This is a genomic window from Kitasatospora sp. NPDC002522 (assembly GCF_053595195.1).
The window spans coordinates 58,598-83,216 of the sequence record NZ_JBSFXE010000019.1; the positions used below are offsets into that span (position 1 = coordinate 58,598).

At 73.4% G+C, this 24,619-nt stretch carries 16 protein-coding genes; 11 read left to right on the forward strand and 5 right to left on the reverse strand.

Annotation, left to right across the window (positions count from 1 at the left end; translation table 11 throughout):
- Positions 1–39 precede the first annotated feature (39 nt).
- Positions 40–3,861, reverse strand: coding sequence for a beta-N-acetylglucosaminidase domain-containing protein (locus ACWD4U_RS18180; RefSeq protein WP_449787225.1), 3,822 nt, complete (start codon positions 3,859–3,861; stop codon positions 40–42).
- A 371-nt stretch (positions 3,862–4,232) separates the two neighbouring features.
- On the opposite strand from ACWD4U_RS18180, the gene malQ reads away from it, so the two are divergent.
- Together malQ and ACWD4U_RS18190 are read left to right on the forward strand one after the other, a co-directional pair.
- The gene (malQ, locus tag ACWD4U_RS18185; protein ID WP_449787226.1) at positions 4,233–6,401 is read left to right on the forward strand and encodes a 4-alpha-glucanotransferase; all 2,169 of its coding nucleotides are present in this window, start codon (positions 4,233–4,235) and stop codon (positions 6,399–6,401) included.
- 21 nt (positions 6,402–6,422) lie between these two features.
- Entirely contained in the window at positions 6,423–6,644 is a 222-nt protein-coding gene (locus ACWD4U_RS18190; protein ID WP_363452802.1) for a hypothetical protein, read from the forward strand.
- Positions 6,645–6,856: 212 nt separating this feature from the next.
- Here ACWD4U_RS18190 and ACWD4U_RS18195 read toward each other — a convergent pair whose 3' ends face one another.
- From ACWD4U_RS18195 to ACWD4U_RS18205, 3 genes are read right to left on the reverse strand one after another with little or no spacing between them, the layout of a single operon-like run.
- The gene (locus ACWD4U_RS18195) at positions 6,857–7,585 is read right to left on the reverse strand and encodes an FAD:protein FMN transferase (RefSeq protein WP_363452905.1); all 729 of its coding nucleotides are present in this window, start codon (positions 7,583–7,585) and stop codon (positions 6,857–6,859) included.
- A 32-nt stretch (positions 7,586–7,617) separates the two neighbouring features.
- Complete coding sequence (locus tag ACWD4U_RS18200) at positions 7,618–8,088, reverse strand: FMN-binding protein (RefSeq protein ID WP_363452800.1); 471 nt, start codon at positions 8,086–8,088, stop codon at positions 7,618–7,620.
- Between the two features lie 13 nt (positions 8,089–8,101).
- On the reverse strand, positions 8,102–9,457 hold the full coding sequence (locus ACWD4U_RS18205) for a ferredoxin reductase family protein (protein ID WP_363452798.1): 1,356 nt from the start codon (positions 9,455–9,457) through the stop codon (positions 8,102–8,104).
- A 181-nt stretch (positions 9,458–9,638) separates the two neighbouring features.
- Here ACWD4U_RS18205 and ACWD4U_RS18210 point away from each other — a divergent pair, with 181 nt between their 5' ends.
- Together ACWD4U_RS18210 and ACWD4U_RS18215 are read left to right on the forward strand one after the other, a co-directional pair.
- Positions 9,639–10,340: a response regulator transcription factor gene (locus ACWD4U_RS18210; RefSeq protein WP_363452796.1), complete on the forward strand. Its 702-nt coding sequence runs from the start codon at positions 9,639–9,641 to the stop codon at positions 10,338–10,340.
- A complete protein-coding gene (locus ACWD4U_RS18215; RefSeq protein WP_363452794.1) occupies positions 10,337–11,863 on the forward strand; it encodes a sensor histidine kinase in 1,527 nt (508 codons plus the stop codon). The genes ACWD4U_RS18210 and ACWD4U_RS18215 overlap by 4 nt, the downstream gene beginning before the upstream one ends.
- Positions 11,864–11,986: 123 nt before the next feature.
- On the opposite strand, the gene pepN is transcribed toward ACWD4U_RS18215, so the two are convergent.
- Positions 11,987–14,560 carry an aminopeptidase N gene (gene pepN, locus ACWD4U_RS18220; protein WP_363452792.1) on the reverse strand — a complete coding sequence of 858 codons (2,574 nt, stop codon included), beginning with the start codon at positions 14,558–14,560 and terminating at the stop codon, positions 11,987–11,989.
- 167 nt (positions 14,561–14,727) lie between these two features.
- Here pepN and ACWD4U_RS18225 point away from each other — a divergent pair, with 167 nt between their 5' ends.
- The 7 genes from ACWD4U_RS18225 to ACWD4U_RS18255 all read left to right on the forward strand — a co-directional run bounded on the left by ACWD4U_RS18225 (position 14,728) and on the right by ACWD4U_RS18255 (position 24,554).
- A complete protein-coding gene (locus ACWD4U_RS18225) occupies positions 14,728–15,897 on the forward strand; it encodes an ROK family transcriptional regulator (protein WP_363452790.1) in 1,170 nt (389 codons plus the stop codon).
- A 179-nt stretch (positions 15,898–16,076) separates the two neighbouring features.
- Positions 16,077–17,171 carry a sugar ABC transporter substrate-binding protein gene (locus ACWD4U_RS18230; RefSeq protein ID WP_363452788.1) on the forward strand — a complete coding sequence of 365 codons (1,095 nt, stop codon included), beginning with the start codon at positions 16,077–16,079 and terminating at the stop codon, positions 17,169–17,171.
- 155 nt (positions 17,172–17,326) lie between these two features.
- Positions 17,327–18,115 (forward strand): ATP-binding cassette domain-containing protein, encoded by a 789-nt coding sequence (locus tag ACWD4U_RS18235; RefSeq protein ID WP_363452786.1) that lies wholly within the window; start codon positions 17,327–17,329, stop codon positions 18,113–18,115.
- Positions 18,112–19,380: a sugar ABC transporter permease gene (locus ACWD4U_RS18240; RefSeq protein ID WP_363452784.1), complete on the forward strand. Its 1,269-nt coding sequence runs from the start codon at positions 18,112–18,114 to the stop codon at positions 19,378–19,380. The genes ACWD4U_RS18235 and ACWD4U_RS18240 overlap by 4 nt, the downstream gene beginning before the upstream one ends.
- Before the next feature lie 206 nt (positions 19,381–19,586).
- Complete coding sequence (dxs, locus tag ACWD4U_RS18245; RefSeq protein WP_363452782.1) at positions 19,587–21,488, forward strand: 1-deoxy-D-xylulose-5-phosphate synthase; 1,902 nt, start codon at positions 19,587–19,589, stop codon at positions 21,486–21,488.
- Positions 21,489–21,622: 134 nt separating this feature from the next.
- Complete coding sequence (locus tag ACWD4U_RS18250; protein ID WP_363452780.1) at positions 21,623–23,140, forward strand: ArnT family glycosyltransferase; 1,518 nt, start codon at positions 21,623–21,625, stop codon at positions 23,138–23,140.
- A 136-nt stretch (positions 23,141–23,276) separates the two neighbouring features.
- On the forward strand, positions 23,277–24,554 hold the full coding sequence (locus ACWD4U_RS18255) for an alpha/beta hydrolase family protein (protein WP_363452778.1): 1,278 nt from the start codon (positions 23,277–23,279) through the stop codon (positions 24,552–24,554).
- Positions 24,555–24,619: the final 65 nt, after the last annotated feature.

Consider the following 24,619-nt stretch of genomic DNA (forward strand, 5'->3'; position numbering starts at 1 on the left):
TGTCGGCGGCCCGCCGTGTGCGGGGCACCGGCCGTGCGGCTACGGGGCGCCGACGGCGTACAGCTCCACGCCGGACAGCGAGTAGCCGTACCGGGTGGCCCGGCTGACGCCCTGGACGCGCAGGTACTGGGTGCCCGGGGCGTCGAAGCGCAGGGTCTCGGTGCCGCCCTGGCCGTTCTCGACCACCGCGACGGGGGTCCACACCAGGCCGTCGGGGGAGGTCTCCACCCGGTAGGCGCTGGCGTACGCGTCCTGCCAGTGCAGCACCGCCGAGCCGAGGCGCACCGGCTGCGGCAGCCGCAGCTGCACCCAGGCGTCGTCCCGGGCGGGCGCGGTCCACGCGGTCCGCGGGTCGTTGTCGGCGACCGCCCGGGCGGGCGTCTTCGCGCTGTCGTCGCCGGAGGAGGTGGCGGTCGCGGACGGCGCCAGGTCGGGGCCGCCGGTCGGCGGGACCACGTGCACCTGCAGCACCTGGCGCACCGTCAGCCCGCCCGCGGTGAACACCAGCGGCACCTGGTAGGTGCCGGACGGCGTGTCGGCGGCCGCGGTGACCAGCACCGGGGCGCCCACCTTCCCGCCGCGCGGCACGCTCACCGCCGGGACCGGAGCCACCGTCAGACCCCTGGCCACCAGCGGGACCTCGGCCTTCAGCTCGCCGGTCAGCCCGTCCGGGCGGCCGGACTCGACGGTCGCCCGGGTCTGCGCCGGGGCGGGCGCGCCCGCGACCACGTCCAGGGTGGCGTCGGCCAGCGTCATCCGGGCGGCCGGCAGGTCCGCGTACCAGGGGATCACCTGGTTGACCACCGGTGCCTCGCTGCCCGGCTGCCAGACCAGCCGGATCGCCTCCACCGGCTGCCCGTTCGCCCGCAGCTCGTTGTAGCCGGGCCGGACCGGGCCGAGGTCCACCCACGTGCCGTCCGGGCGGCGCACCTGGGCGATCGCCTCGGCGCGCACGGTCGGGTCGGTGAGCACGGTCAGCCGGTCCAGCGGGCGGGCCGCGCCGAGCTCCACGGTGAGCGGCTCGTCGCCCGGCGCGGGCGGGGCGGCCGCCCGGAACGCCGAGTCCGGGTCGCCGTTCAGCACCGCCTGCGCGGAGGAGCCCGGCGCGGCGGGCGGACCGCTGACCGCGGCGGCCGTGGCGTCCGGCGCGGCCGCCGTGAACTCCCGCACCGCGACGGCGGTCTGCTGCGCACCGGTGACGCGCAGCCGTACCGCCTTGGCCACCGCGCCCGCCGGGGCGGTCACCGTCACCGCGCGCTGCTCGTGCACCTTGGCCAGCTGCTGCCAGCCGCCGGAGCCGCTGAAGTACTCCAGCACCCCGTCGTGCAGGTAGTCGTCGGCCGCCGACCCGGCGTCCGGGCCGTCGCCCCAGGACCCCATCAGCACCGTCACGGTGCCCAGCGGCTTCGGGGTGCCCAGGTCCAGGCCGAAGCTGTCACCGACCTGCGGCATGGACGAGGACCAGTAGAAGGTGTCCGCGGCGCCGTCGGTCATCAGGGTCGGCACGTGGTCGTGCGCGGTGCCCAGGGTGGTGGTCGGGGCGGCCGCGCCGACGATGCCCGACCAGGTGTCGGCGGCCTTCTCCGCCCGGTCCAGGAACGGGTCCAGCACGCCCTTGCCGACCGTCACCGGGTTGGCCGCCAGCACCTGGCGCTGCCGGCCCAGCTCCAGCCGGGCCTGCCAGGCCGCGGTGCCGTCGCCGCCGCGCTGCGCGAGGAGCATGTCCACCGCCGCCCGGCCCGCCGAGCCGTACGCCGACAGCCGGTCCAGCCACGGCGCCGCGTCCGCGGCCACCGGGTCGCCCGCCAGCGTGGCCGGCGCGTCCGTCATCACCGCGAACGCGTCCCGCAGCGGCTGCGCCGCCTCGCGCAGCTTCACCGGATCGGCGGACGCCCCCGAGGTCGGCTCCAGCGCCGCCCAGAACCGCTCCAGCAGCGGCGCCAGGTACGCCGACTCCTTGCCGCCCAGCGGCGAGGACGCGCTGTTGCCCGCGAGCGCGGCCAGCGCCGCCTGCTGCGCCGGGCCGCCGCTGAGCGCGTGCAGCGCCGCCGCCAGCGAACTCTCCGGCTGGTAGCCCTCCGGCTGCCAGCCGAAGTCCGCGGCGGTGGCCAGCGGGATCCGCGAGGCCACCGGCTGGCTCATCGCCGAGGTCAGCAGCATCGCCGAGTGCTGCGCCACCGCGGCGTCCCGCCCGCCGTAGCCGCCGAGGAACAGCCGGTCGGGCGCCGAGTCGTTCACCGGGTAGTTGTCCAAGGTCACCAGTGGGCGGCTGAACAGCGCGGCGGTGTCGGCGAGTTGATCGCCCGTCACCTGCTTCGGGATCACCGCGCCGCCGCTCCACACCACCTGCACGCCGCTCGGCAGCGCCGCGGCCAGCGCCGACCGGTACGGCGTCGCGCCCTGCTTCTGGTACTCCGTCGGCACCACCGACAGCGGCGGCAGCTCCGGGTGCCCCGCCAGCAGCCGCTGCTGCACCGCTGCGACCAGCCCCGCCTGCGCCTTCGCCGCCGCCACCGGACCGGTGCCGAACTTCCGCTTGTCGCCGCCGCAGTGCCACTCGTCGTAGCTGACGTCCAGGAACTCCAGCTGGAACGCCCGGAACCCGAGCTGCCGCAGGCCCTCCAGCTTCGCCACCAGGGCGTCCACGTCCTTGCCCGAGGAGAAGCAGAACGACTGCCCCGGGTCGATCGCGTACCCCAGCGTCACGTGGTTCGCCCGGGCCCGCGCCGCCAGCGCCGCCAACTCCCGCTGCCGCTCCTCCGGGTACGCCTCGCGCCAGCGCTGGGTGCGGTACGGGTCGCCGCCCGGCGCGTACAGGAAGAAGTTCTGCTTGGTGCGGCCCAGGAAGTCGACCTCCGCCAGCCGCTGCGCCGCGCTCCACGGCGCGCCGTAGAACGACTCCGCGGTGCCGCGCACCGGCGCCCCGCTCGGCCAGTCCCGCACCAGCACCCCGGGGAAGCCCCGGTCGCCCTCCGCGCCCTGGCCCTGGCCCGGTCCGACCGGCGCCAGCAACTGCCGCAGGCTCTGCGCCGCGTAGAACGTGCCCGCGCCGTCCACCCCGGCCAGCACCACGGCGCCGTACTGCCCGCCGGCCGGCGCCGGGAGCTGACCCGCCGTCAGCAGGTAGCCGCCCGGCGGCAGCCCGTCGAGTCCCGGCACCTCGGTGTCCGGCAGCCCGGCCGCCTGCACCAGCAGCCGCAGCGCCCGGTCGGTCGGACCGCCCGCGCCCTCGCGCGGACCGCCGACGTACACCACCAGCTCGCCCGCGGCGGGCTGCTCCGGCGCCTCCGGGGCGGTGACCACGTCGGTCGCGCCCGCCGCCGTGAGCAGCGCCCGGACGGCGTCCACGGCCGGGCCGTCGGCGCCGTCCGCCAGCACCACGGTGACCCGGTGCGGGACGTTCACCGGCTTGCCGGCGGTGCGCAACTGCTGCGGACGCGGGAAGAGCCGGGGCTCGGTCAGCGAGCCCAGCGGGGCCGGTGCCGGCGCGTCCTGGGGGTCGTTCACGCCCGCCGAGACCGCGCGCAGATCGCCGGCGCCCGGCTCCGCCGCGTACCCCGGCGCGGAGACCAGCAGCCCGCCGACCACGGCCGCCGCCGACAGCGTCGCCGCCAGCTTCAGGGTGCTGCTCCGGCGTCCCGAGCGGCGCTCCGCCCGCACCGACGCCAGCAGCGGCGGCGTGCCCTTGAAGTCCGCGATGAAGCGGTCCGCCGCGCGCGGTGCTATCTGACGGGCCGTCCGGGCGGCCGTCCGCCGCGCCGCCAGCGCCGCGGGGTGGGACAACACCTCGCGCAGCGCCGTACTCTGCTCCATCTGCTGCCGCAGCCGACGCCCCGCAACCACCGACACCCGCGCCTGCACCGGAGCCTCCTCGCCGCCCGAAACGCCCAGCTCACCGGCCCCCCGCCAGCCCAGCCCAGCCCCCCTGCGCCACCCGGCGCGCCCAGCCCACCAGCTACCCGCGTCCCTGTCAACGCCCCTGACAGGTATGCCCGATATGGCCCGATAACCCCACCGCACCCCGTCGGCCCCCGGTCGACTCCCCGCCCCGCCGCGTTCACCCTCGTCACACCGCCCCCACCTGTCGTCCGGCGGGCCCGCCGGCAACGCGGCGGCGCGGCGTTCACCCGTATCGGGGCGCGGGTGGGCCGTGTCGGTCGGGGTCGGGGGGTGGTGGCGCGGGTAGGACTGTGGCTGTTGGCGTTTGGGCGTCTGAGGACGGAGTGCGCTGGGTGGCCGCATACCTTGACCGGGAGCAGGCGGGGGTCGAGCTGGTGCCGGCGGAGGACAATCCGCCGGCCGCGCCGGAGTTGGTGGCGCTGGCGCACGCGTACGGGGTGGACACCGCGTACGACGCGGGGGCCGGGCCGGTGCAGGTCGGGGCGGACACCCTGGTCGCGGTGCTCGGGGCGCTCGGGGTCGAGGCGGGCACGCCGGAGCTGGCCGCGCAGGCCCTGGAGCGGCACCGCGCGCAGATCGCCGAGCGGCTGCTGCCCCCGACCGTGGTGGCCTGGCAGGGACGCCGCACCGCGCTCGACCTGCCGGCCGACGCCGAGGTGCGGCTGGAGCTGGAGGACGGCGGCGTCTGGGAGCTGACGGAGGGCCACGAGCACGCGCACTGGCTGCCGGAGGACCTGCCGCTCGGCCGACACACGCTGCACGCGCGGGCGGGGGAGCGCGCGGCCCGGGCCACGGTGATCGTCGCCCCGCCGCGCATCCCCGAACCGCAGCAGCGCAGTTGGGGCTTCCTGGCGCAGCTGTACTCGGTGCTCAGCGACCACTCCTGGGGCATGGGCGACCTCGCCGATCTGGCCGAACTCGCCCAGTGGGCGGGCGCCGAGCACGGCGCGGGCTTCCTGCAGATCAACCCGCTGCACGCCGGCCTGCCCGGCGTCCCCTCCGACCCCTCGCCCTACCGCCCCTCCTCGCGCCGCTTCGCCGACCCGGTGCACCTGCGGATCGAGGCCGTCCCGGAGTACACCCGGCACGAGGACGCCCACGATCTCGCCCGCCGCGCACGGCAGTTGCGGGAGGAGGTGCTGGCGCACGACGGCCTGATCGACCGCGACTCGGTCTGGTCGCTGAAGCGCCAGGCACTCGACCTGCTGCACACCGTGCCGCGCGGCGCCGGACGGGAGGCCGCGTACCGGGCGTTCGTCCGGCGCGAGGGCGAGTGGCTGGAGCGGTACGCCACCTGGTGCGCGCTGGCGGAGGAGCACGGCAGCGGCTGGCACTCCTGGCCGAAGGGCCTGCGGCACCCCACCAACCCCCAGGTCGCGGCGGCCAAGGCCGAGTTGGCGGACCGGATCGAGTTCCACCGCTGGCTGGCCTGGCTGGTCGACGAGCAACTGCACGCCGCGCAGCGCGCCGCCGAGGACGCCGGGATGCCGATCGGCCTGATCCACGACCTCGCGGTGGGCGTCCACCCCGACGGCGCCGACGCCTGGGCCCTGCAGGACGTCCTCGCGGGCGGCATCTCCACCGGCGCCCCGCCGGACGCCTTCAACGCACACGGCCAGGACTGGGGCCTGCCCCCCTGGCGCCCCGACGCGCTCGCCGAGGCCGGTTACGCCCCGTACGCCGAACTGCTGCGCGGCGCCGCCCGGCACGCCGGAGCGATCCGGATCGACCACGTGATGGGCCTGTTCCGACTCTGGTGGGTGCCGCAGGGCGCCCGCCCCACCCAGGGCACCTACGTGCGCTACGACGCCGAGGCGATGCTGGCCGTCCTCGCGCTGGAGGCGCACCGGGCCGGTACCGCGGTGATCGGCGAGGACCTCGGCACGGTGGAGCCCGGCGTCCGCGAGCGGCTCGCCGAACACGGGATCATGGGCACCTCGGTGCTCTGGTTCGAACGGGACTGGCACGCGGGCGGCGCCATTCTCCCGCCCGAGCGCTGGCGGGCCGGATGCCTCGCCACCCTGACCACCCACGACCTGCCCAGCACCGCCGCCCGACTCAGCGGCGAACACGTCGAGCTGCGCCACCACCTCGGCCTGCTGGCCCGCCCGCTGGCCGAGGAACAGGCCGCGGCGGACCGCGAACTCACCGACTGGCAAGAGGAGTTGACCAGGCTCGGGCTGCTCGCCGAGGGCGAGAAGACCACGCCGGAGGCGCTGTACGCCTTCCTGCTGGCCACGCCCGCGAAGCTGGTCGGCGTGTGGCTGCCCGACACGGTCGGCGACCCGCGACCGCAGAACCTGCCCGGCACGTGGGACCAGTACCCGAACTGGCGCCTCCCCGTCGCCGACTCCACCGGCACCCCGCGCACCCTCGACCAGGTGGCCGCATCCCCCGGCGCCGCCGCCATCGCCGCGACGCTGGCCCCGCTGGCCGCCCCCGCGGACGACCCGTCAGCGGGACACGCCGGAAGGCGCACCCCGCTGAGCGATGCGGGGTAGGGGGCCGGTACCTTGGGGAACGTGGACAAGAGGAACGCAATGCGCGCCGGTGCGGTCACCGCGACGGCCACGCTGATGATGGTGATGACGTCGCCCGCGATGGCACTGACGCGCGACGACGGCGACGACCCGGGCACCAGCCTGAGCGTCGGCGCGACCCTGGGGCTGTTCGTTTTCCTGCCGATCTTCGCCTTCCTGGTGATCGCGGGCCTGTGCATGCTTCCGGGCAGCAAGAAGAAGTAGCAGCGCACCCAGAGCCAGTTGCAACACCCAGGGCTCTGGGGGTACCTCCCGGCCCCCCTTGGGGCTGGGGGCGGAACTGCGAGGCGAGTGGCGGTGCGGTCTTGACTGGGCTGTAGGTCTTTGGAGACGTCCATGCGGCTTGACCTGACAGCGCCCTGTGAGACCAGCCGTCACGCGCCCCCGCCGTTCCCCGGGCCCCTTGTGAGCTTCGCTCACCCGGGCCCCTGGGGGTTTACCCCCTCGCGGAAGTGAGCCAGGCCCGGGGTCTGTTCGCGGGTGCCGTCCGGGTGGACGGCCAGGGCGGCGAGGGCGTGGTGGTGGGCCCAGGTGAGGCCGGCGGGGGAGCCCATGGCGAATGCGGCGGTGGTGTGGGCGTCGGTACGGGCCAGGTGGCGGCCGACCAGGGTGAGTGAGGCGTAGCCGGTCGTGGGGCGGCCGGTGTGCGGGTCGTGGATGTGGGCGCCGCGTTCGGCGGTGCCGGAGGTGGCGACCGCGAGGTCGTGGCCGGTGAGGACGCAGAGGACGGTGCCGGGGCGGTGGGGGTCGGCGATGCCGATCCGCCAGGGGCCGCCGGCGGTCTGGACGTCGCCGCCGCCGCTGACGCAGTGGTGGGTGGAACCGGCGGCGCGCAGGGCCCGGGAGGCCTCCTCGATGGCCCAGCCCTTGACCCAGCCGCTGGGGTCGAGCCGGCCGCCGGGGTGCGCGGTGAAGTAGCCGTCGGTCTCGGCGGCGAGCGCGTCGCACTGCGCGAGCACCTCGGCGACCTCGGGGTCGCACTCCGTCAGGGAGAGTTCGCCGCGGCCGAGTCGGCTGATCGCGCTGTCCGGCCGGTACGGGGAGAAGACCTCGTCGATGTGGTGCAGGCGGGCGACGATCCGGCGCAGGGCGTCGGCGGTGGCGGGGCCGGGGTCGCGGACGGTGAAGGAGAAGACCGTCCCCATCACGTGCTCGACGTGGCCGAGCGGGGCGGCGGTCACTTGGCCGCCTGGTCGAGGGCGCTCTGCAGCGAGCGGGTGTAGCCCTCGCTGGTGTAGGTGGCGCCGCTGACCACGTCGATGCTCGCGTTCTGCGCGGCGATCGCCTCCTGGTTGAGGACCGGGATGGCGTAGCTGTTGATCTCCTGGTCGCGGCGGTCTCGGGTGGGGTACTGGATGACGTCGATCTTGCTGATGGTGCTGCCGGACAGGGTGAGCTTCACCTGGACCGGGCCGTAGCGGGTGTTGATCGCCGTGCCGGTGACGGTCCGTGAGGAGCCGGTGGTGGACGGCGTGGTGGACGGCGCGGCGCTGGTGTGCGAGGCGTCCTGCGGTTGGCCGGCGCTGCCGGAGCCGGTGCCGGACACGGAGGAGATGGCGGCGGTGGTCGCGGCGTCGTGCGGCTTCAGGGAGAGCAGCAGGACCACCCCGGCGGCGGTGGCGGACGCGGTGATGACGGCTCGGCGCATGGCGGCGGGGCTCCTAGAGGGCGAAGGACTCGTGGTGGATGCGGGAGCGCCGCACCCCGGCGGCGCGCAGCGCGCGGACGGCCTCCGTGCTGAAGGCCTCGGGGCCGCACAGGTAGACCTCGTGGTCGGCCAGGTCCGGTACCAGCCGGGTGAGGGCGGTGCGCAGGTCGCCGACCCGGGCGCGCGGGCCGAGCAGCTCGTGGACGGTGCCGCCGCGGTGCGCGGCGACCTCGGCCAGCTCCTGCCGGAACAGCACGTCCCGCGGGTGGGTGGCCCGTTGGACGAGCGTCAGCCTGCCGGGCAGCGTCTCGAACAGCGCGCGCAGCGGGGTGACGCCGACGCCGGCGCCGAGCAGCAGCACCTTGCGCTGGTGCTGCCGGCGGGCGGTGAACGCCCCGTACGGGCCCTCGGCGCGGACCCGGGTGCCGGGGGTGAGCGCGGCGACGGCGGCGCTGTGCCCGCCCAGGTCCTTGACGGTGAAGCGCAGGAAGTGCGGGTGCGGCGGCGCGGAGAGCGAGTACGGGTTGGCGGCCCAGCGCAGCTGCGGGGTGAGGAACTGCAGCCGGAAGAACTGGCCGGGCTCGGCGCGCAAGTCGGCGAGGTGACGGCCGGTCAGGAAGACGGACACCACGCCGGGGCCCTCGGTGCGCACCTCGGCGATCCGCAGCCCGTGCCGGCGGTCGCGCAGCCACGGCTGGAGCAGCCGGTACCAGGCGAGGACGGCGCCGGTGCCGAAGTACAGCAGGTACCAGCCGGCCCGGGCGGGGCCGTCGCCGAGGTCCGCGCCGGTGGCCAGCTGGTGCCCGAAGCCGAGGGCGACCGCGAGGTAGGTGGCCAGGTGCAGGTAGTACCAGGCCTCGTAGCTCAGCCGGCGGCGGGCGGCGCGGGCCGAGACCGCCCCGGTGCCGAGGATCAGCAGGGTGGCCAGGGACGCCTTGAGCATCTCCGGGAAGTGGAGGACGATCTCCACGCCCTCGGCCCACACGCCCTGGCCGCTGGTCAGCGCGTAGCCCCAGATCACGGTCAGCACGTGCACGGTGATCAGCGAGACCAGGTAGCGGCCGCCGAAGGCGTGCCAGCGCGCCAACCGGTCGGCGCCGACCTCGCGTTCCAGCAGCGGGATCCGGGCCATCAGCAGGAGCAGGACGGGCGCGGTGTACCCGGCCAGCAGTCCGGTGATCCGTCCCGCGCCGGTGAGCCAGTCGGCGGCGCCGGCGACGCGTGGGGTGCCGGTCCACCAGAGCGCGAGGACGCCGAGCGCGCCGACCGCGATCAGCGCGAGCGCGCCGTGCCGGACGGCGTCCGGCGGTAGGGCGCGGCGGTGCGCGGCCCGCCGGTCGGCGCGGGTCGGGGTGGTGAGTGCGGTCAACGGGGCCTCCTTGCTGCTCCAGGTGGCCACGGTGGCACCGCAAGCTCTCAGTTCCCTCTGAAAAGTGCGGCCCGCAGACCCTCCCGCGGGGGCGTTCGGGCAGGTCGGAGGCGCTGGAGCAGGCAGATCAGCGGTCCGATGATCTCACCGCTTTCTCATCGGGCGGAGCCAGAATGGACGGATGCAAACGCCCTGGCGGGTCCTGGTGGTCGACGACGAGCCCGACCTGGTAGAGGTGGTCTGCGGCGCCCTGCGCTACGAGGGCTGGGAGGTCCGCGGCGCCACCGACGGCCTGGAGGCGGTCGCCGTCGCCGCCGACTGGCACCCGCACGCCATGGTGATCGACGTGATGCTGCCCGACTTCGACGGGCTGGAGGTGCTCCGCCGGGTGCACACCGCCGACCCCGAGGTCCGGGTGCTCTTCCTCACCGCCCGCGACGCCGTCGAGGACCGGATCGCCGGCATCACCGCCGGCGGCGACGACTACGTCACCAAGCCGTTCAGCCTCGGTGAGGTGGTCGCCCGGCTGCGCGGACTGCTCCGCCGGGCCCACCCCGCCCCCGCCGGGCCGGACGCCCCGGGCACCCTCGTCCTCGGCGACCTGCGACTCGACCCGCAGGCCCGCGAGACCACCCGCGGCGGCGTGCCGATCGACCTCAGCCCCACCGAGTTCGCGCTCCTCCGCCACCTGCTGGAGCACCCCCGCCAGGTGCTCAGCAAGGCGCAGATCCTGGACGCGGTCTGGTCCTACGACTTCGGCGGCCAGGCCCACGTGGTCGAGCTCTACATCAGCTACCTGCGCCGCAAGGTCGACGCCGGCCGGCACCCGATGATCCACACCGTCCGCGGCGCCGGCTACGTGATCAAGGCGCCGACGCCGTGAGGCGCCCGACGCTCCGTCCGCGCACCCTGCGGGCCCGGCTGGTCGCCGGGGTGCTGGTGCTGCTCGCCGTGATCTGCTGCGGCATCGGCGTCGCCACCTGCGAGGCGCTGCGGCACTTCCTGGTCGACCGCCTCGACCAGCAGCTCGCCGCCGGCGGCGGCCGCTACGCCGCCAGCCTGGAGCACCCCGGCCAGAAGAGCGGCAGCGACACCCGCGCCCAGTCCCCCGGCACCTTCGGCGCCCGGCTGGCGGACGGCGCCGTCACCCACGCCGCCGTGGTCGGCGGCATCCCGCCCGGCGACGACGACCCCGTCCAGCTCGTCCACGGCGCGGCGGACGCCACCGTCCCGCTCACCGACGCCGACCAGCGGGCCCTGCGCGGCCTCCCGGTCGGCGGCCGCCCCCACGACCTCGACCTCTCCGCGCTCGGCCACTACCGCGCCGTCGCGGTGGCCGGCCACGACCAGGACGTCCTGGTCACCGGGCTGCCCCTGCACCCCGTCGACGAGACCGTCCAACGCCTGCTCGCCATCGAACTCGTGGTCTTCGCGGCCGCCCTCGCCGCCGCCGCGGCCGTCGGCACCCTCGGGGCCCGGATCGCCCTGCGCCCGCTCGACCGGGTGGTCGCCACCGCCGAACGGGTCTCCGCCCTCCCGCTCGCCAGTGGCACCGTCGACCTCGCCGAACGCGTCCCCGACGCCGACCCCGGCACCGAGGTCGGCCGGGTCGGCGCCGCGCTCAACCGGATGCTCGGCCACGTCGGCGACGCCCTGACCCGCCGTCAGGCCGTCGAGGACCGGCTGCGCGACTTCGCCGCCGACGCCAGCCACGAACTGCGCAACCCGGTCGCCGCGGTCCGCGGCCACGCCGAACTCGCCCTGCGCCACCCCGGCCCGGTGCCCGACGAGGTCCGCCACTCGCTGGAGCGCATCACCGCCGAATCCGTGCGGATGGGCGACCTCGTCGACGACCTGCTGCTGCTCGCCCGGCTGGACGCCGGCCGCCCGCTGGCCCTCCAGGACGTCGACCTGACCCGGATCGCGCTCGACTGCACCGCCGACGCGAGGGCTGCCGCCCCCGACCACCGCTGGCTGCTGGAACTCCCCGAACACCCCGTCACCGTCCCCGGCGACCCCCACCGCCTGGCGCAGGTCGTCGCCAACCTGCTGGCCAACGCCCGCGCCCACACCCCCACGGGCACCGAGGTGACACTCCGTCTGGAGCCCCGTCCCGCCGACGTCCTGCTCACCGTCACCGACGACGGCCCCGGCATCCCACCCGCCCTGGCCCCCCACGTCTTCGACCGCTTCACCCGAGGCGACCGCGCCCGCACCCGCCGCACCGGCTCCACCGGCCTCGGCCTCGCCATCGTCCGAGCCGTCGTCCACGCCCACGGCGGAACCGTGGAACTGTCGAACACCCCGGGTCTCACACAGTTCAGGGTGACACTTTTAGGGGCCCGGGGAACGGCGGGGGCGCGTGGCGGCCGGTCTCACAGGGCGCTGCGAGGTCAAGACGCATAGACGTCTCCAAGACCTACAGCCGACCTAAGACCGCACCGCCACTCGCCTCGCAGTTCCGCCCCCAGCCCCTAGGGGGGCCGGGAGGTACCCCCAGAGCCCCCCTAGGTGGTTGCAACTGCCCCTTTAGCGGTCCGCGCTCTGCGCGCGCAGCGCCCGCTCGACGCCCGCGCGGGCCTCGATCACCTGGCGGCGGAGGGCCGGGGCCGGGTCCGCGGTGGTGAGCCAGGCGTCGGTGGTGTCGAGGGTGGCCTGGGAGACCGCGTACGCGGGGTAGAGGCCGACGATGATCTGCTGGGAGATCTCGTGGCTGCGCGACTCCCACACGCCCTTGACCGCCGCGAAGTACTTCTCGATGTACGGCGCCAGCAGCTCTCGCTGGTCGGGCTGCTGGAAGCCGGCGATGACGGCCTCCTGCACGTAGTTGGTGAGGGTGTCGGACTCGACCACGGACGCCCAGGCCTCGGCCTTGGCCTCGGCGGTCGGGCGGGCGGCGCGGCAGGTCGCGGCGTGCTCCTGCCCGGACGACGTGTTGTCGCGCTCCAGCTCGGCGGCGATCGCGGCGTCGTCCGCCCGACCGGTGGCGACCAGTCGGGTGAGCAGGGTCCAGCGCAGCTCGGTGTCGACGGCGAGGCCGTCGATGACCGCGGTGCCGTCCAACAGGCCGGCCAGCAGGTCGAGCTGAGCGTCCGTCCGGGCGGCGCCGGCCAGCGTGCGGGTCCAGGCGAGCTGGTGGTCGCTGCCGGGGGTGGCCGCGGCCAGCGCGGTCTCGGCGGCGGCGGCCCAGCGCTGCAGGCCCTCCTCGCGCCACGCCGGGTCGGCGTACAGCTCGAGGGCGAGCTTGACCTGGCGCTGCACGGACTGGACCACGCCGATGTCGCTCTCCCGGGTGAGACCGGAGAGGGCGAGCGCGAGGTAGTCGCGGGTGGCGAGTTCGCCGTCGCGGGTCATGTCCCAGGCGGAGGCCCAGCACAGCGCGCGGGGGAGCGAGTCGGCGAAGTCGCCGAGGTGCTCGGTGACCTGGGCCAGCGAGGCGTCGTCGAGACGGACCTTGGCGTAGGACAGGTCGTCGTCGTTGAGCAGCAGCACCGCGGGGCGCTGACGGCCGGTCAGCTGCGGGACCTCGGTGCGCTCGCCGTCGACGTCCAGCTCGATCCGGTCGGTGCGCACCAGCGCGCCGTCGACCAGCTCGTACAGGCCGATGGCGATGCGGTGCGGGCGCAGCACGGCCTCGCCGCGGGCGCCGGCCGGGAGGGCGGGGGCCTCCTGCAGGACGGCGAAGGAGGTGATGACGCCGTCGGCGTCCACCTCGAGCGCCGGGCGGAGGATGTTGATGCCGGCGGTCTCCAGCCAGGCCTTGGACCAGGTCTTCAGGTCGCGGCCGCTGGCCTGCTCGAGGGCGCCGAGCAGGTCGCTGAGGCGGGTGTTGCCCCAGGCGTGGCGCTTGAAGTAGCCGCGCACGCCCTCGAAGAAGGCGTCCTGGCCGACGTAGGCCACCAACTGCTTGAGCACCGAGGCGCCCTTGGCGTAGGTGATGCCGTCGAAGTTGACCTGGACGTCCTCCAGGTCGTTGATCTCCGCCATGATCGGGTGGGTGGACGGCAGCTGGTCCTGCCGGTAGGCCCAGGTCTTCATCTGGTTGGCGAAGGTGGTCCAGGAGTGCGGCCACTTGGAGCCGGGGGCCTCGGCCTGGCAGACGACCTCGGCGAAGGTGGCGAAGGACTCGTTCAGCCAGAGGTCGTTCCACCACTCCATGGTGACCAGGTCGCCGAACCACATGTGGGCGAGCTCGTGCAGGATGGTGGCGGCGCGCATCTCGTAGGAGGCGTCGGTGACCTTGGACCGGAAGACGTACTGGTCGCGCAGGGTGACGGCACCCGCGTTCTCCATCGCGCCGGCGTTGAACTCCGGGACGAAGAGCTGGTCGTACTTGGCGAACGGGTAGTCGTAGTCGAACTTCTCCTGGAAGTAGGAGAAGCCCTGCTTGGTGACCTCGAAGATCGCCTCGGCGTCCAGGAACTCGCGCAGCGAGGGGCGGCAGTAGATGCCCAGCGGCACCACCTGCTCGCTGTCGTCGTGCTCGTTGTACTCGTCGAAGACGCCGACGTAGGGGCCGGCCACCAGCGCGGTGATGTAGGTGGACATCCGCGGGGTGGGCTCGAAGGCCCACACCTGGGCGTCGCCCTCGCCGGACGGCTTCGGGGTCGGGGAGTTGGAGACCACGACCCAGCCGGTGGGGGCGGTGACGGTGAAGGTGAAGGCGGCCTTCAGGTCGGGCTGCTCGAAGTTGGCGAACACCCGGCGGGCGTCCGGGACCTCGAACTGGGTGTAGAGGTAGGTCTCGCCGTCGACCGGGTCGACGAAGCGGTGCAGGCCCTCACCGGTGTTGGTGTAGGCGCAGTCCGCGACCACCCGCAGCTCGTTGTCGGCGGCCAGCCCGGGCAGCGCGATGCGGCTGTCGGCGAAGTTCTCCAGCGGGAGGGCGCGGCCGTTGAGCACGATCTCGGAGACGCTCGGGGCGACCAGGTCGATGAAGGTCGAGGCCCCGGGCTCGGTGGCGGTGAAGCGGACCACGGTGGTGGACCGGAAGGTTCCGCCCTCACGCGCAGAGCTCAGGTCGAGCTCGATGTCGTACGCGTCCACGTGCAGGAGCGCGGCCCGGGTGCGGGCCTCCTCACGGGTCAAGTTGGTGCCAGGCACTCGCAGGACTCCTTCGTCAGGCTCGGATACCGGGCATCCTCCCACGCGCGTAACGATCCGTGTTCGTGCTTGACTCGCCCTCCGAGCAGTGACGGAGCATAGAGTTCAGAAGTTGAAGCTGAACTTTGGACACTGCCGCAACGGCGCGGCTTCTCGGAGGGTGGAACATGTCGACGGACACACCGGGATCGCAGTCCTCGCTGCACCGGGCGAACCTCGAGCGGGTGCTGCGGGCCGTGCGGATGGCCGGATCGCTCACCCAGGCGGAGATCGCCCGCGGCACGGGCCTGTCGGCCGCGACGGTGTCCAACATCGTCCGGGAGCTCAAGGAATCCGGGACCGTGGTGGTCGCCGACACCTCCTCCGGCGGGCGGCGGGCGCGCAGCGTCTCGCTCAGCGGGGACGCCGGGATCGTGGTGGGCGTCGACTTCGGCCACACCCACCTGCGGGTCGCGGTCGGCAACCTGGCGCACCGGGTGCTGGCCGAGGAGAGCGAGCCGCTGGACGTCGACGTCTCGGCCCAGCAGGGCTTCGACCGCGCCGAGCGGATGGTGGAGCGGCTGCTGGAGCAGGCCGGGTTCCGGCCGGACAAGGTGATCGGGGTGGGCCTGGGCGTGCCCGGCCCGATCGACGTGGAGACCGGGGCGCTCGGCTCCACCGCGATCCTGCCCGGCTGGACCGGGGTGATGCCGCGTCAGGAGCTGTCCCAGCGGCTCGGGATGCCGGTGCACGTGGACAACGACGCCAACCTGGGCGCGCTCGGCGAGCTGGTCTGGGGCGCCGGCCGGGGCCTGGGGGACCTGGCGTACATCAAGGTGGCCAGCGGCGTCGGCTCCGGACTGGTGATCAACAACCAGATCTACCGGGGCCCCGGCGGCACCGCCGGCGAGATCGGGCACATCACGCTGGACGAGGCCGGTCCGGTCTGCCGCTGCGGCAACCGCGGCTGCCTGGAGACCTTCGTCGGTTCGCGCTACCTGCTCAACCTCTTGAACGCCAACCACCCCGGCGACCTCACCCTGAGCAGGGTCGTCCAACTGGCCCAGCAGGGCGACCTGGGCTGCCGCCGGGTGATCGCCGACGCGGGCCGCCAGATCGGCATGGGCGTGGCCACCCTCTGCAATCTGCTCAACCCGCGCCGGGTGATCCTCGGCGGAGACCTCGCCGAGGCCGGTGAGCTGGTGCTTTCCCCGATCCGGGACTCCGTGGCGCGGTACGCGATCCCCAGCGCCGCCCGGCAGTTGTCGGTCGTTCCCGGCACGCTCGGTGGCCGCGCGGAGGTGCTCGGCGCGCTCGCCCTGGTGATGAGCGAGATGGGTGAGACGGGCGTCCTGTGAGGCGTGCCCGAACGGTACTTCTACCCCGTCTGATCTCGGGTAAGCCTTCAGGAAGATAACGAAAGGGTCTGAATCCAGGGCCCTCCGGTTTTACTTATTGACGACAAGCTTGGTGACGGGGTTGACTCCTGCCCACCTCGCCGCGATGTTGCGGCTCTGTCAGGGAGGCACCCCCCACCATGAACGCAATGATGCGTCGCGTCGTCATCGGTACCGCCGCCGTCTCGATGGCTCTCACCATGGCCGCCTGTGGCAAGGCCGGCGATGACAAGAAGGGCGACGCGGCTTCGGGCAACAACAAGTCGATCGGCCTGCTGCTCCCGGAGAACGCGTCCTCGACCCGTTACGAGTCCTTCGACAAGCCGTTCATCGAGGCCAAGGTCAAGGCCCTGTGCGCCGACTGCAAGGTCGAGTACAGCAACGCCGAGGGTTCCGCCGCGAAGCAGAAGCAGCAGTTCGACACCCTGATCGCGCAGGGCGTCAAGGTGATCATCCTGGACGCGTTCGACGCCAAGTCCACCCAGTCCTGGGTGAAGGAGGCCGCCGACAAGGGCGTCAAGGTCATCGCGTACGACCGCCTGGCCACCGGCCCGGTCTCCGCCTACGTCTCGTTCGACAACGAGAAGGTCGGCGAGCTCCAGGGCCAGGCCCTGGTCGACGCCCTCGGCGCCAAGGCCGCGGACGCCAACATCATCATGATCAACGGCGACGAGGCGGACCCGAACGCCGGCAAGTTCAAGTCCGGCGCCCACAAGGTCCTGGACAGCAAGGTCAAGAAGGTCGTCTACGAGCAGAGCGGTGAGTGGAAGCCCACCGTCGCGGGCCAGAAGGTCGGCGCCGCCATCACCCAGCTCGGCAAGGACGGCTTCCAGGCCGTCTACTCCGCCAACGACGGCATGGCGGCCGCGATCATCACCCAGCTGAAGTCGCAGGGCATCAACGTCCCGGTCGGCGGCCAGGACGCCGGTCTGGACGCGATCCAGCGCCTCGTCTCGGGCGACCAGGCTTACACCATCTACAAGGCGTACAAGCCGCTGGCCGACGCGGCCGGCGAACTGGCCGTCAACCTGCTGCAGGGCAAGGACGTCAAGGCCGTCGCCTCGTCGACCATCGACAGCGACACCGACAAGGGCATCCCGGCCAAGCTGCTGGACCCGAAGGTCGTCACCAAGGCGAACATCAAGGACACCGTGATCGCCGACGGTCTCTACAAGGCGGCGGACATCTGCACCGCCGACTTCGCCGCCGCCTGCACCGCGGCCGGCATCCAGTAACACCCCGCGGGCGGGGGCCGACTGACCGGCAGTCGGCCCCCGCCCACCGGCGCGGAGCAGCCGCGCGCGCTTCTTTTCGCACTACCCCCGCGTACCCGGCCCGGTACGCGGGTCGGCCGTGCCGGGATGTCAGGACCGGCACGGAACACAAGGAGATGGTTCACGTGACAGGCGCACCCGTACTGGCGTTGCGCGGGGTCTCCAAGCGCTTCGGCGCCGTCCAGGCGCTCACCGACGTGCAGTTGGAGGTTCACGCGGGCGAGGTCGTCGCCCTGGTCGGCGACAACGGCGCCGGAAAGTCCACCCTGGTCAAGACCATCGCGGGCGTCCACCCGATCGACGAGGGCGTCATCGAGTGGGAGGGCAAGGCGGTCTCCATCGGTCGCCCGCACGACGCCCAGTCGCTCGGCATCGCCACCGTCTACCAGGACCTCGCGCTCTGCGACAACCTCGACGTGGTCGGCAACCTCTTCCTCGGCCGCGAGCTCAAGCGCTTCGGCACCCTGGACGAGGTCGCGATGGAGAAGCGCGCCCGCGAGCTCCTCGACACCCTGTCGATCCGCATCCCCAGTGTCCGCATCCCGATCGCCTCGCTCTCCGGCGGTCAGCGCCAGGTCGTCGCGATCGCCCGCGCCCTGGTCGGCGACCCGAAGATCGTGATCCTGGACGAGCCCACCGCGGCGCTCGGCGTGGAGCAGACCGCCCAGGTCCTCGACCTGGTCGAGCGGCTCCGCCAGCGCGGCCTCGGCGTGATCCTGATCAGCCACAACATGGCCGACGTCAAGGCCGTCGCGGACACCGTCGCGGTGCTCCGCCTGGGCCGCAACAACGGCAGCTTCGAGGTGGCCACCACCTCGCACGAGGAGATCATCTCCGCCATCACCGGCGCCACCGACAACGCGGTGACACGTCGTCAGGCCCGAATCGCGGAGGAAGCGAAGTGAGCACCGAGAACCCCACCACCACCCCTGCAGCCCCGGCGGCCCCGGCCGTCGACCCGCGGCTGCTGGTCCGCAAGGACGGCCTGGCCGGCTACGTCGACGAGTTCCGGCGCAAGATCCGCAGCGGCGAGCTCGGCTCGCTGCCGGTGGTCGTCGGCCTGGTGCTGATCGCGATCATCTTCCAGTGGAAGACCGGCTCGTTCCTCAACGCCGACAACCTCACCAACATCACCAAGTGGATCGCCGGCCCCGGCCTGATCGCCACCGGCATCGTCTTCGTGCTGCTGCTCGGTGAGATCGACCTCTCGCTCGGCTCGATAGCCGGCGTCACCGCCGCGATCTCCTCGGTGCTGGCGGTCCGTCAGGGTGTCAACGAGTGGATCGCGGTGCTGATCGGCATCCTCGCCGCGGTCGCCATGGGCGCCGTGCACGGCTTCTTCTTCTCCAAGATCGGCGTGCCCGCGCTGCTGGTCACCCTGGCCGGCATGCTCGCCTGGAGCGGCCTGCAGGACTTCACCATCGGCAAGCTCGGCACCGTCAACAACCTGAACGACGGCGTCATCGCCAACCTGGACACCTACTTCCTCGGTGACGGCGACGTCATCTGGTCCTGGCTGTTCGCCATCGGCACCATCGCGCTGTTCGCCTCCGGCCAGCTGCTCGACGCCCGCCGCCGCGCCACGGCCGGGCTGCCCGCCCGCCCGTACAGCGAGATCGCGCTGCGCACCGGCGCCATCGCGGTCGTCGCGCTGGTCGTCGCCTACATGCTCAACCAGGACCGCGGCCTGCCGCTGCCGCTGGTGATCTTCGTCGGCATCGTCGCGATCGCGGACTTCGTGCTGCGCCGCACCTCCTACGGCCGGCAGATCTTCGCGGTCGGCGGCGGCATCGAGGCGGCCCGCCGCTCCGGCATCAACGTCGCTTGGGTGCGCACCTCGGTGTACATGATCTCGGCCGGCCTGGCCGGCTTCGGCGGTCTGTTCATCGCCTCCCAGCAGGGCTCCGCGGACAAGGCCCTCGGCGGCGGCAACGTGCTGATGAGCGCCATCGCGGCGGCCGTCATCGGCGGCACCAGCCTGTTCGGCGGCCGCGGCAAGACCTGGTCGGCGCTGCTCGGCATCCTGGTCCTGCAGTCCATCACCACCGGCCTGGACATGGTCCACGCCCAGCAGGCCATCCAGTACATGATCACCGGCGCGGTGCTGCTCGCCGCGGTGGTCCTGGACTCGGTCTCCCGCCGCACCCAGAAGTCCTCCGGACGCGGCTGACCGTCCAACCCCCGGAACCGCGCGACCGCTTCGCCCCGTATATACAGGGGCCGGTCGCGCGGTTCGCCGTTTTCCCGGTCGCGGACACCCGAAGTGCTGGACACGGTTGCCCGCCGCACTACGCACGGGTAATGGACATTAGACTCACACGGGGCGTACGCCCTCCGGGCCCGTGAGGGCGCGAGAACTTGAACGAGGAGGAACGGGTGGCCCTGCTGACCCGCATTCGGGGACCGCGCGATCTCGATCGGCTCACCCCTGCGCAGCTGTCGTCGCTCGCCGAGGAGATCCGCGGCTTCCTGGTGGAGGAGGTCTCCAAGACCGGCGGCCACCTCGGCCCCAACCTCGGCGTCGTCGAGCTGACCATCGCGATGCACCGGGTGTTCGACTCCCCGCGCGACCGCATCCTCTTCGACACCGGCCACCAGTCGTACGTCCACAAGCTGCTCACCGGCCGTCAGGACTTCTCGCGGCTCAAGATGAAGGGCGGCCTGTCCGGCTACCCCTCGCGCGCCGAGTCCGAGCACGACGTGATCGAGAACTCGCACGCCTCCACCGTGCTCGGCTACGCCGACGGCCTGGCCAAGGCCAACAAGGTCCAGGGCCACAAGGACCGCCCGGTGGTCGCGGTGATCGGCGACGGCGCGCTCACCGGCGGCATGGCCTGGGAGGCGCTGAACAACATCGCCGACGGCAAGGACCTGCCGATCGTCATCGTGGTCAACGACAACGAGCGGTCCTACTCGCCGACCATCGGCGGCCTCGCCAACCACCTCTCCACGCTGCGCACCACCCAGGGCTACGAGCGCTTCCTGTCCTGGGGCAAGGACGCGCTGCAGCGCACCCCCGTGGTCGGCCAGGCGATGTTCGACACCCTGCACGGCGCCAAGAAGGGCCTCAAGGACTTCATCGCCCCGCAGGGCATGTTCGAGGACCTCGGCCTCAAGTACATCGGCCCGATCGACGGCCACGACCTGCAGGCCCTGGAGTCCGCCTTCACCAAGGCGCGCGGCTTCGGCGGCCCGGTCATCGTGCACTGCATCACCGAGAAGGGCCGCGGCTACCACGCCGCGGAGAACAACGACGAGGACCGCTTCCACGCGGTCGGCGTGATCCACCCCGACACCGGCCTGCCGGTGAAGACCTCCGGCAAGGACTGGACCTCGGTCTTCGGCGAGGAGATGGTCGCGCTCGGCCGCGAGCGCCGCGACATCGTCGCCATCACCGCCGCCATGCTGCACCCGGTCGGCCTCGCCCCGTTCGCCAAGGCCTACCCCGACCGGATCTTCGACGTCGGCATCGCCGAGCAGCACGCCGCGGTCAGCGCCGCCGGCCTGGCCACCAACGGCCTGCACCCGGTGGTCGCGGTCTACGCGACCTTCCTCAACCGGGCCTTCGACCAGGTCCTGATGGACGTCGCCCTGCACAAGCTCGGCGTCACCTTCGTGCTCGACCGGGCCGGCGTCACCGGCACCGACGGCGCCTCGCACAACGGCATGTGGGACATGTCGATCCTGCAGGTCGTCCCCGGCCTGCGGCTGGCCGCCCCGCGCGACGCCGAGCAGGTCCGCCTGCAGCTGCGCGAGGCCGTCGAGGTCACCGACGCGCCCACCGTGGTCCGCTACTCGAAGGGCAGCGTCGGCCCGTCCGTCCCCGCGGTCGGCACCGTCGGCGGCATGGACGTGCTGCGGGAGAACACCGAGCGCTCCGACGACGACGCGGCCGACGTGCTGATCGTCTCGGTCGGCGCGATGGCCCCGACCTGCCTCGCGGTCGCCGACCTGCTCGCCGAGCAGGGCATCACCACCACCGTCGTCGACCCCCGCTGGGTCAAGCCGGTCGACCCCGTGCTCCCCGGCCTCGCCGCCCAGCACCGACTGGTCGTCACCGTCGAGGACAACGGCCGGGCCGGCGGCGTCGGCTCCGCCATCGCCCAGGCGCTGCGCGACGCCGACGTGGACGTCCCGCTGCGGGACTTCGGCATCCCGCAGGAGTTCCTCGACCACGCCTCGCGCGGCGAGATCCTCGACGAGATCGGGCTCACCGCGCCCGCGATCGCCGCGAAGGTCGAGGCGCTGATCCGCACCCGGGCACTCGCCGGGCGCTGACCCCGGTCCTCGTTCGGCGGCGCACCGCGCGGGCCACTCCAACGGCTCCGCGCGGTGCGCCCATTGTCTTACCGTCACACTCTTTCGTGGACCGGCGATGCCTCCCGCTGTTCACGCCCGGTAGGTTGTCATCCGTGTCCCTCACCATCACGAGCCGCCTGAGTGCCCTCGCCGACCGCGTTCCCCAGCGCGTCCGCACCGGGTACTGGACCAGACTGGTCCCGCTGCTCGCGGTGCTGGCCACCCTGACCCACCTGCCGTCCTTCCTGCGCCCCGTGTGGAGCCCCGACGAGGGCTACCTCGCCACCCAGGCCCGGATGCTCGCCGACGGCGGCGTCCTCTACGACACCGTCGTCGACCGCAAACCCCCGCTGCTGCCCTGGCTGTACGAAGCCTGCTTCGGGCTCTTCGGCTCCGTCTCGCTCTGGCCGCTGCGCACCCTCGCGATCTGCGCCCACCTGCTCACCGCCGTCCTGCTGGCCTCGCTTGCCCGCGGACGCTGGGGCGACCGGGCCGGGCGCTACGCCGGCATCCTCTACCTGCTGCTCTCCATCGGGCTCTCCCCCGAGGACACCCAGGCCGCCACCTTCGAAGTCTTCATGCTGCCCGCCATGGTCGCCGCCTTCCGCTACGCGGAGCGCCGCCGCTGGCTGGCCGCGGGCATCGCCGTCGCGATCTGCTCGCTCACCAAGCAGACGGGCGGCGCCGTGCTGCTCCCCGTGCTGTGGATGCTGCTCCAGGACGCCCGGCAGCGCGGCGTGCGGTGGCTGCCCGCCCTGGCCAAGATCGGCTTCGGCTTCGCGCTGCCGATAGCGCTGGTCGCGGTCATCCTCACCAAGCCCAAGGGCTTCCTGTTCTGGGTGGTCACCGGCTCCGGCGACTACGCCAGCCTCGGCTCCAACTGGCCGCAGATGCTCGGCCGGGCGCTCGGCAACTCGGCGATCCTGCTCGCCGCCGGGCTGGCCTTCCTGCTGCCCGTCGGCCGCCGCCTGTGGCTGCGCTACCGGCGTCGTCCGGTGCCCGACCGCGGCGAGGAGCACGGCTCCACCATCGACCTGTGGGTGTGGCTGGCCTCCTCCGTCCTCGCGGTCTCGGTCGGCTTCCACTTCTTCGGCCACTACTACCTCCAGCTGATGCCGCCGCTGGTCCTGCTCGGCGTCGGCGCGGTCTCCACCTCCGCCGTCCGCTGGAAACCCGTCGTGGTCTACTCGACCGCCGCCTGCACCTTCTTCTGGGGCCTCGCCGTCTTCTGGCCCGGCCAGAAACTCACCCAGACCACCGAGGTCGCCACCGCCGTCGCCGCCCAGACCACCCCCAAGGACACCGTCCTGGTCTGGGGCATGCACCCCGAGCTCTACTGGCTCGCCGACCGACGCCCCGTCACCCGCTACCTCACCGCCGGCTTCCTCACCAACTACAGCGGCGGCAAGGACGGCCAGAAGGTCGGCGAGCAGTACTCCGTCTCCGACGCCTGGCAGACCTTCGACCACGAGATCAGCACCAACGGCTTCCCCGAAGTCGTCGTCGACGACTCCGGCACCGCCCCCTACCAACCCGACCTCGTCCCCCGCATCGCCACCCTCCTCGACACCCACTACGAGGTCGTCGGCGTCACGGGCGACACGGTCATCTACCGCCTCAAGAAGAAGTAGCGCACCGGGCCCCGCGCCTCCGTACGGGTGTCATACCGCGGTATCAGGGGCGGGTTGGCTCCCCGGGGTGACGGCGGCGGCCGCCTCCGCCCGTACCGTGCTGACCGGTGGATCGGTCGGAACGAGGAGGGACCTCATGGGCGGGCGGGCGCGGGCCGGAACGGTGGCGGTGCTCCTGGCGGCGGCGATTGTGGGCCTGGGGGTGCCCGGCGCCTCGGCCGCACAGCCGGACGGCGGCGCCGGGGTGCACCGGGCGCGGGCATGGCTGCCGCAACCCACCGGCCCGTACCCGGTGGGGACCACCTCGCTGGCCGTCACGGACGCCCGCCGGGACGACCCCTGGCAGCCCGGGCGGCCGCGCGAGCTGATGATCGGCATCTGGTACCCGGCCGACCGCACGGCCCCGGCGGGGGGTCGGGCCCCCTACATGACGGACGCCGCCGGCGCCCACTTCGGCGGGCCGGACGGCGTCGGCCTGCTCAACTACGGCGTGTCGCCGGGCAGTACCGACTGGGCGGGCATCGCCACCCACGCCCGCCCGGACGCCCCGGTACGACCGGGCGGAGCGCGCCCGGTGGTGCTGTACTCGCCCGGACTCGGCGACCCGCGCAGCTGGGGGACCGCCCTGGTCGAGGACCTCGCCTCGCGCGGCTTCGTGGTGGTCACCGTCGACCACACCTACGACGCGTCCGAAGTCTCCTTCCCCGACGGCGGCCTGGCCGCCTCGGTGCTCCCCGGCATGCTCGGCCGGCCCGACCTGGACATCGGCGCCGTGCTGCGCAAGGCGCTGGCCGCCCGGGTCGCGGACACCCGCACCGTGCTCGACGAGCTCGCCCGCCTCGGCTCCCGACCCGGCCTGCCGGCCGGCCTGGCCGGCGCCCTCGACCTCGGCCGGGTCGGCATGGTCGGCCACTCGGCGGGCGGCTTCGCCGCGCTGCAGGCCATGCACGACGACCCGCGGATCACGGCCGGCGTCAACCTCGACGGCCAACTGCACTTCCCCGGCCCCGACGGCCACACCGGCGTCTTCCTGCCGAGCGTCGCCGAGGACGGCCTGGACCGGCCGTTCCTGCTGCTCGGCACCGGGGAGGACGACTCCGGCGACTACCACCGCCAGCCCGGCTGGGACGCGCTCTGGCGGCACAGCACCGGCTGGCACGCAGACTTCACGCTGACCGGCTCCCGGCACGGCTCGTACACCGACGCGGAGTCCCTGCTGCCGCAGCTCGCCCGCCAGGGTGCGCTCACCGCGGAGCAGCGCGCCGCGGACATCGGCGACATCCGGCCCGAGCGCGCGGAGGCGGCCACCCGCAGCTACGTCGCCGCCTTCTTCGACCGCTGGCTGCGCGGCCGCGACGACCACCTGCTGGACGGGCCGTCGCCGCGCTTCCCGGAGATGGTGTTCGCGCCCTGAGCCGGAAACGCCGCCGGGCGGCACCTCGTCCCGAAGGAGGAGTGCCGCCCGGCGGCGGTGGTGTG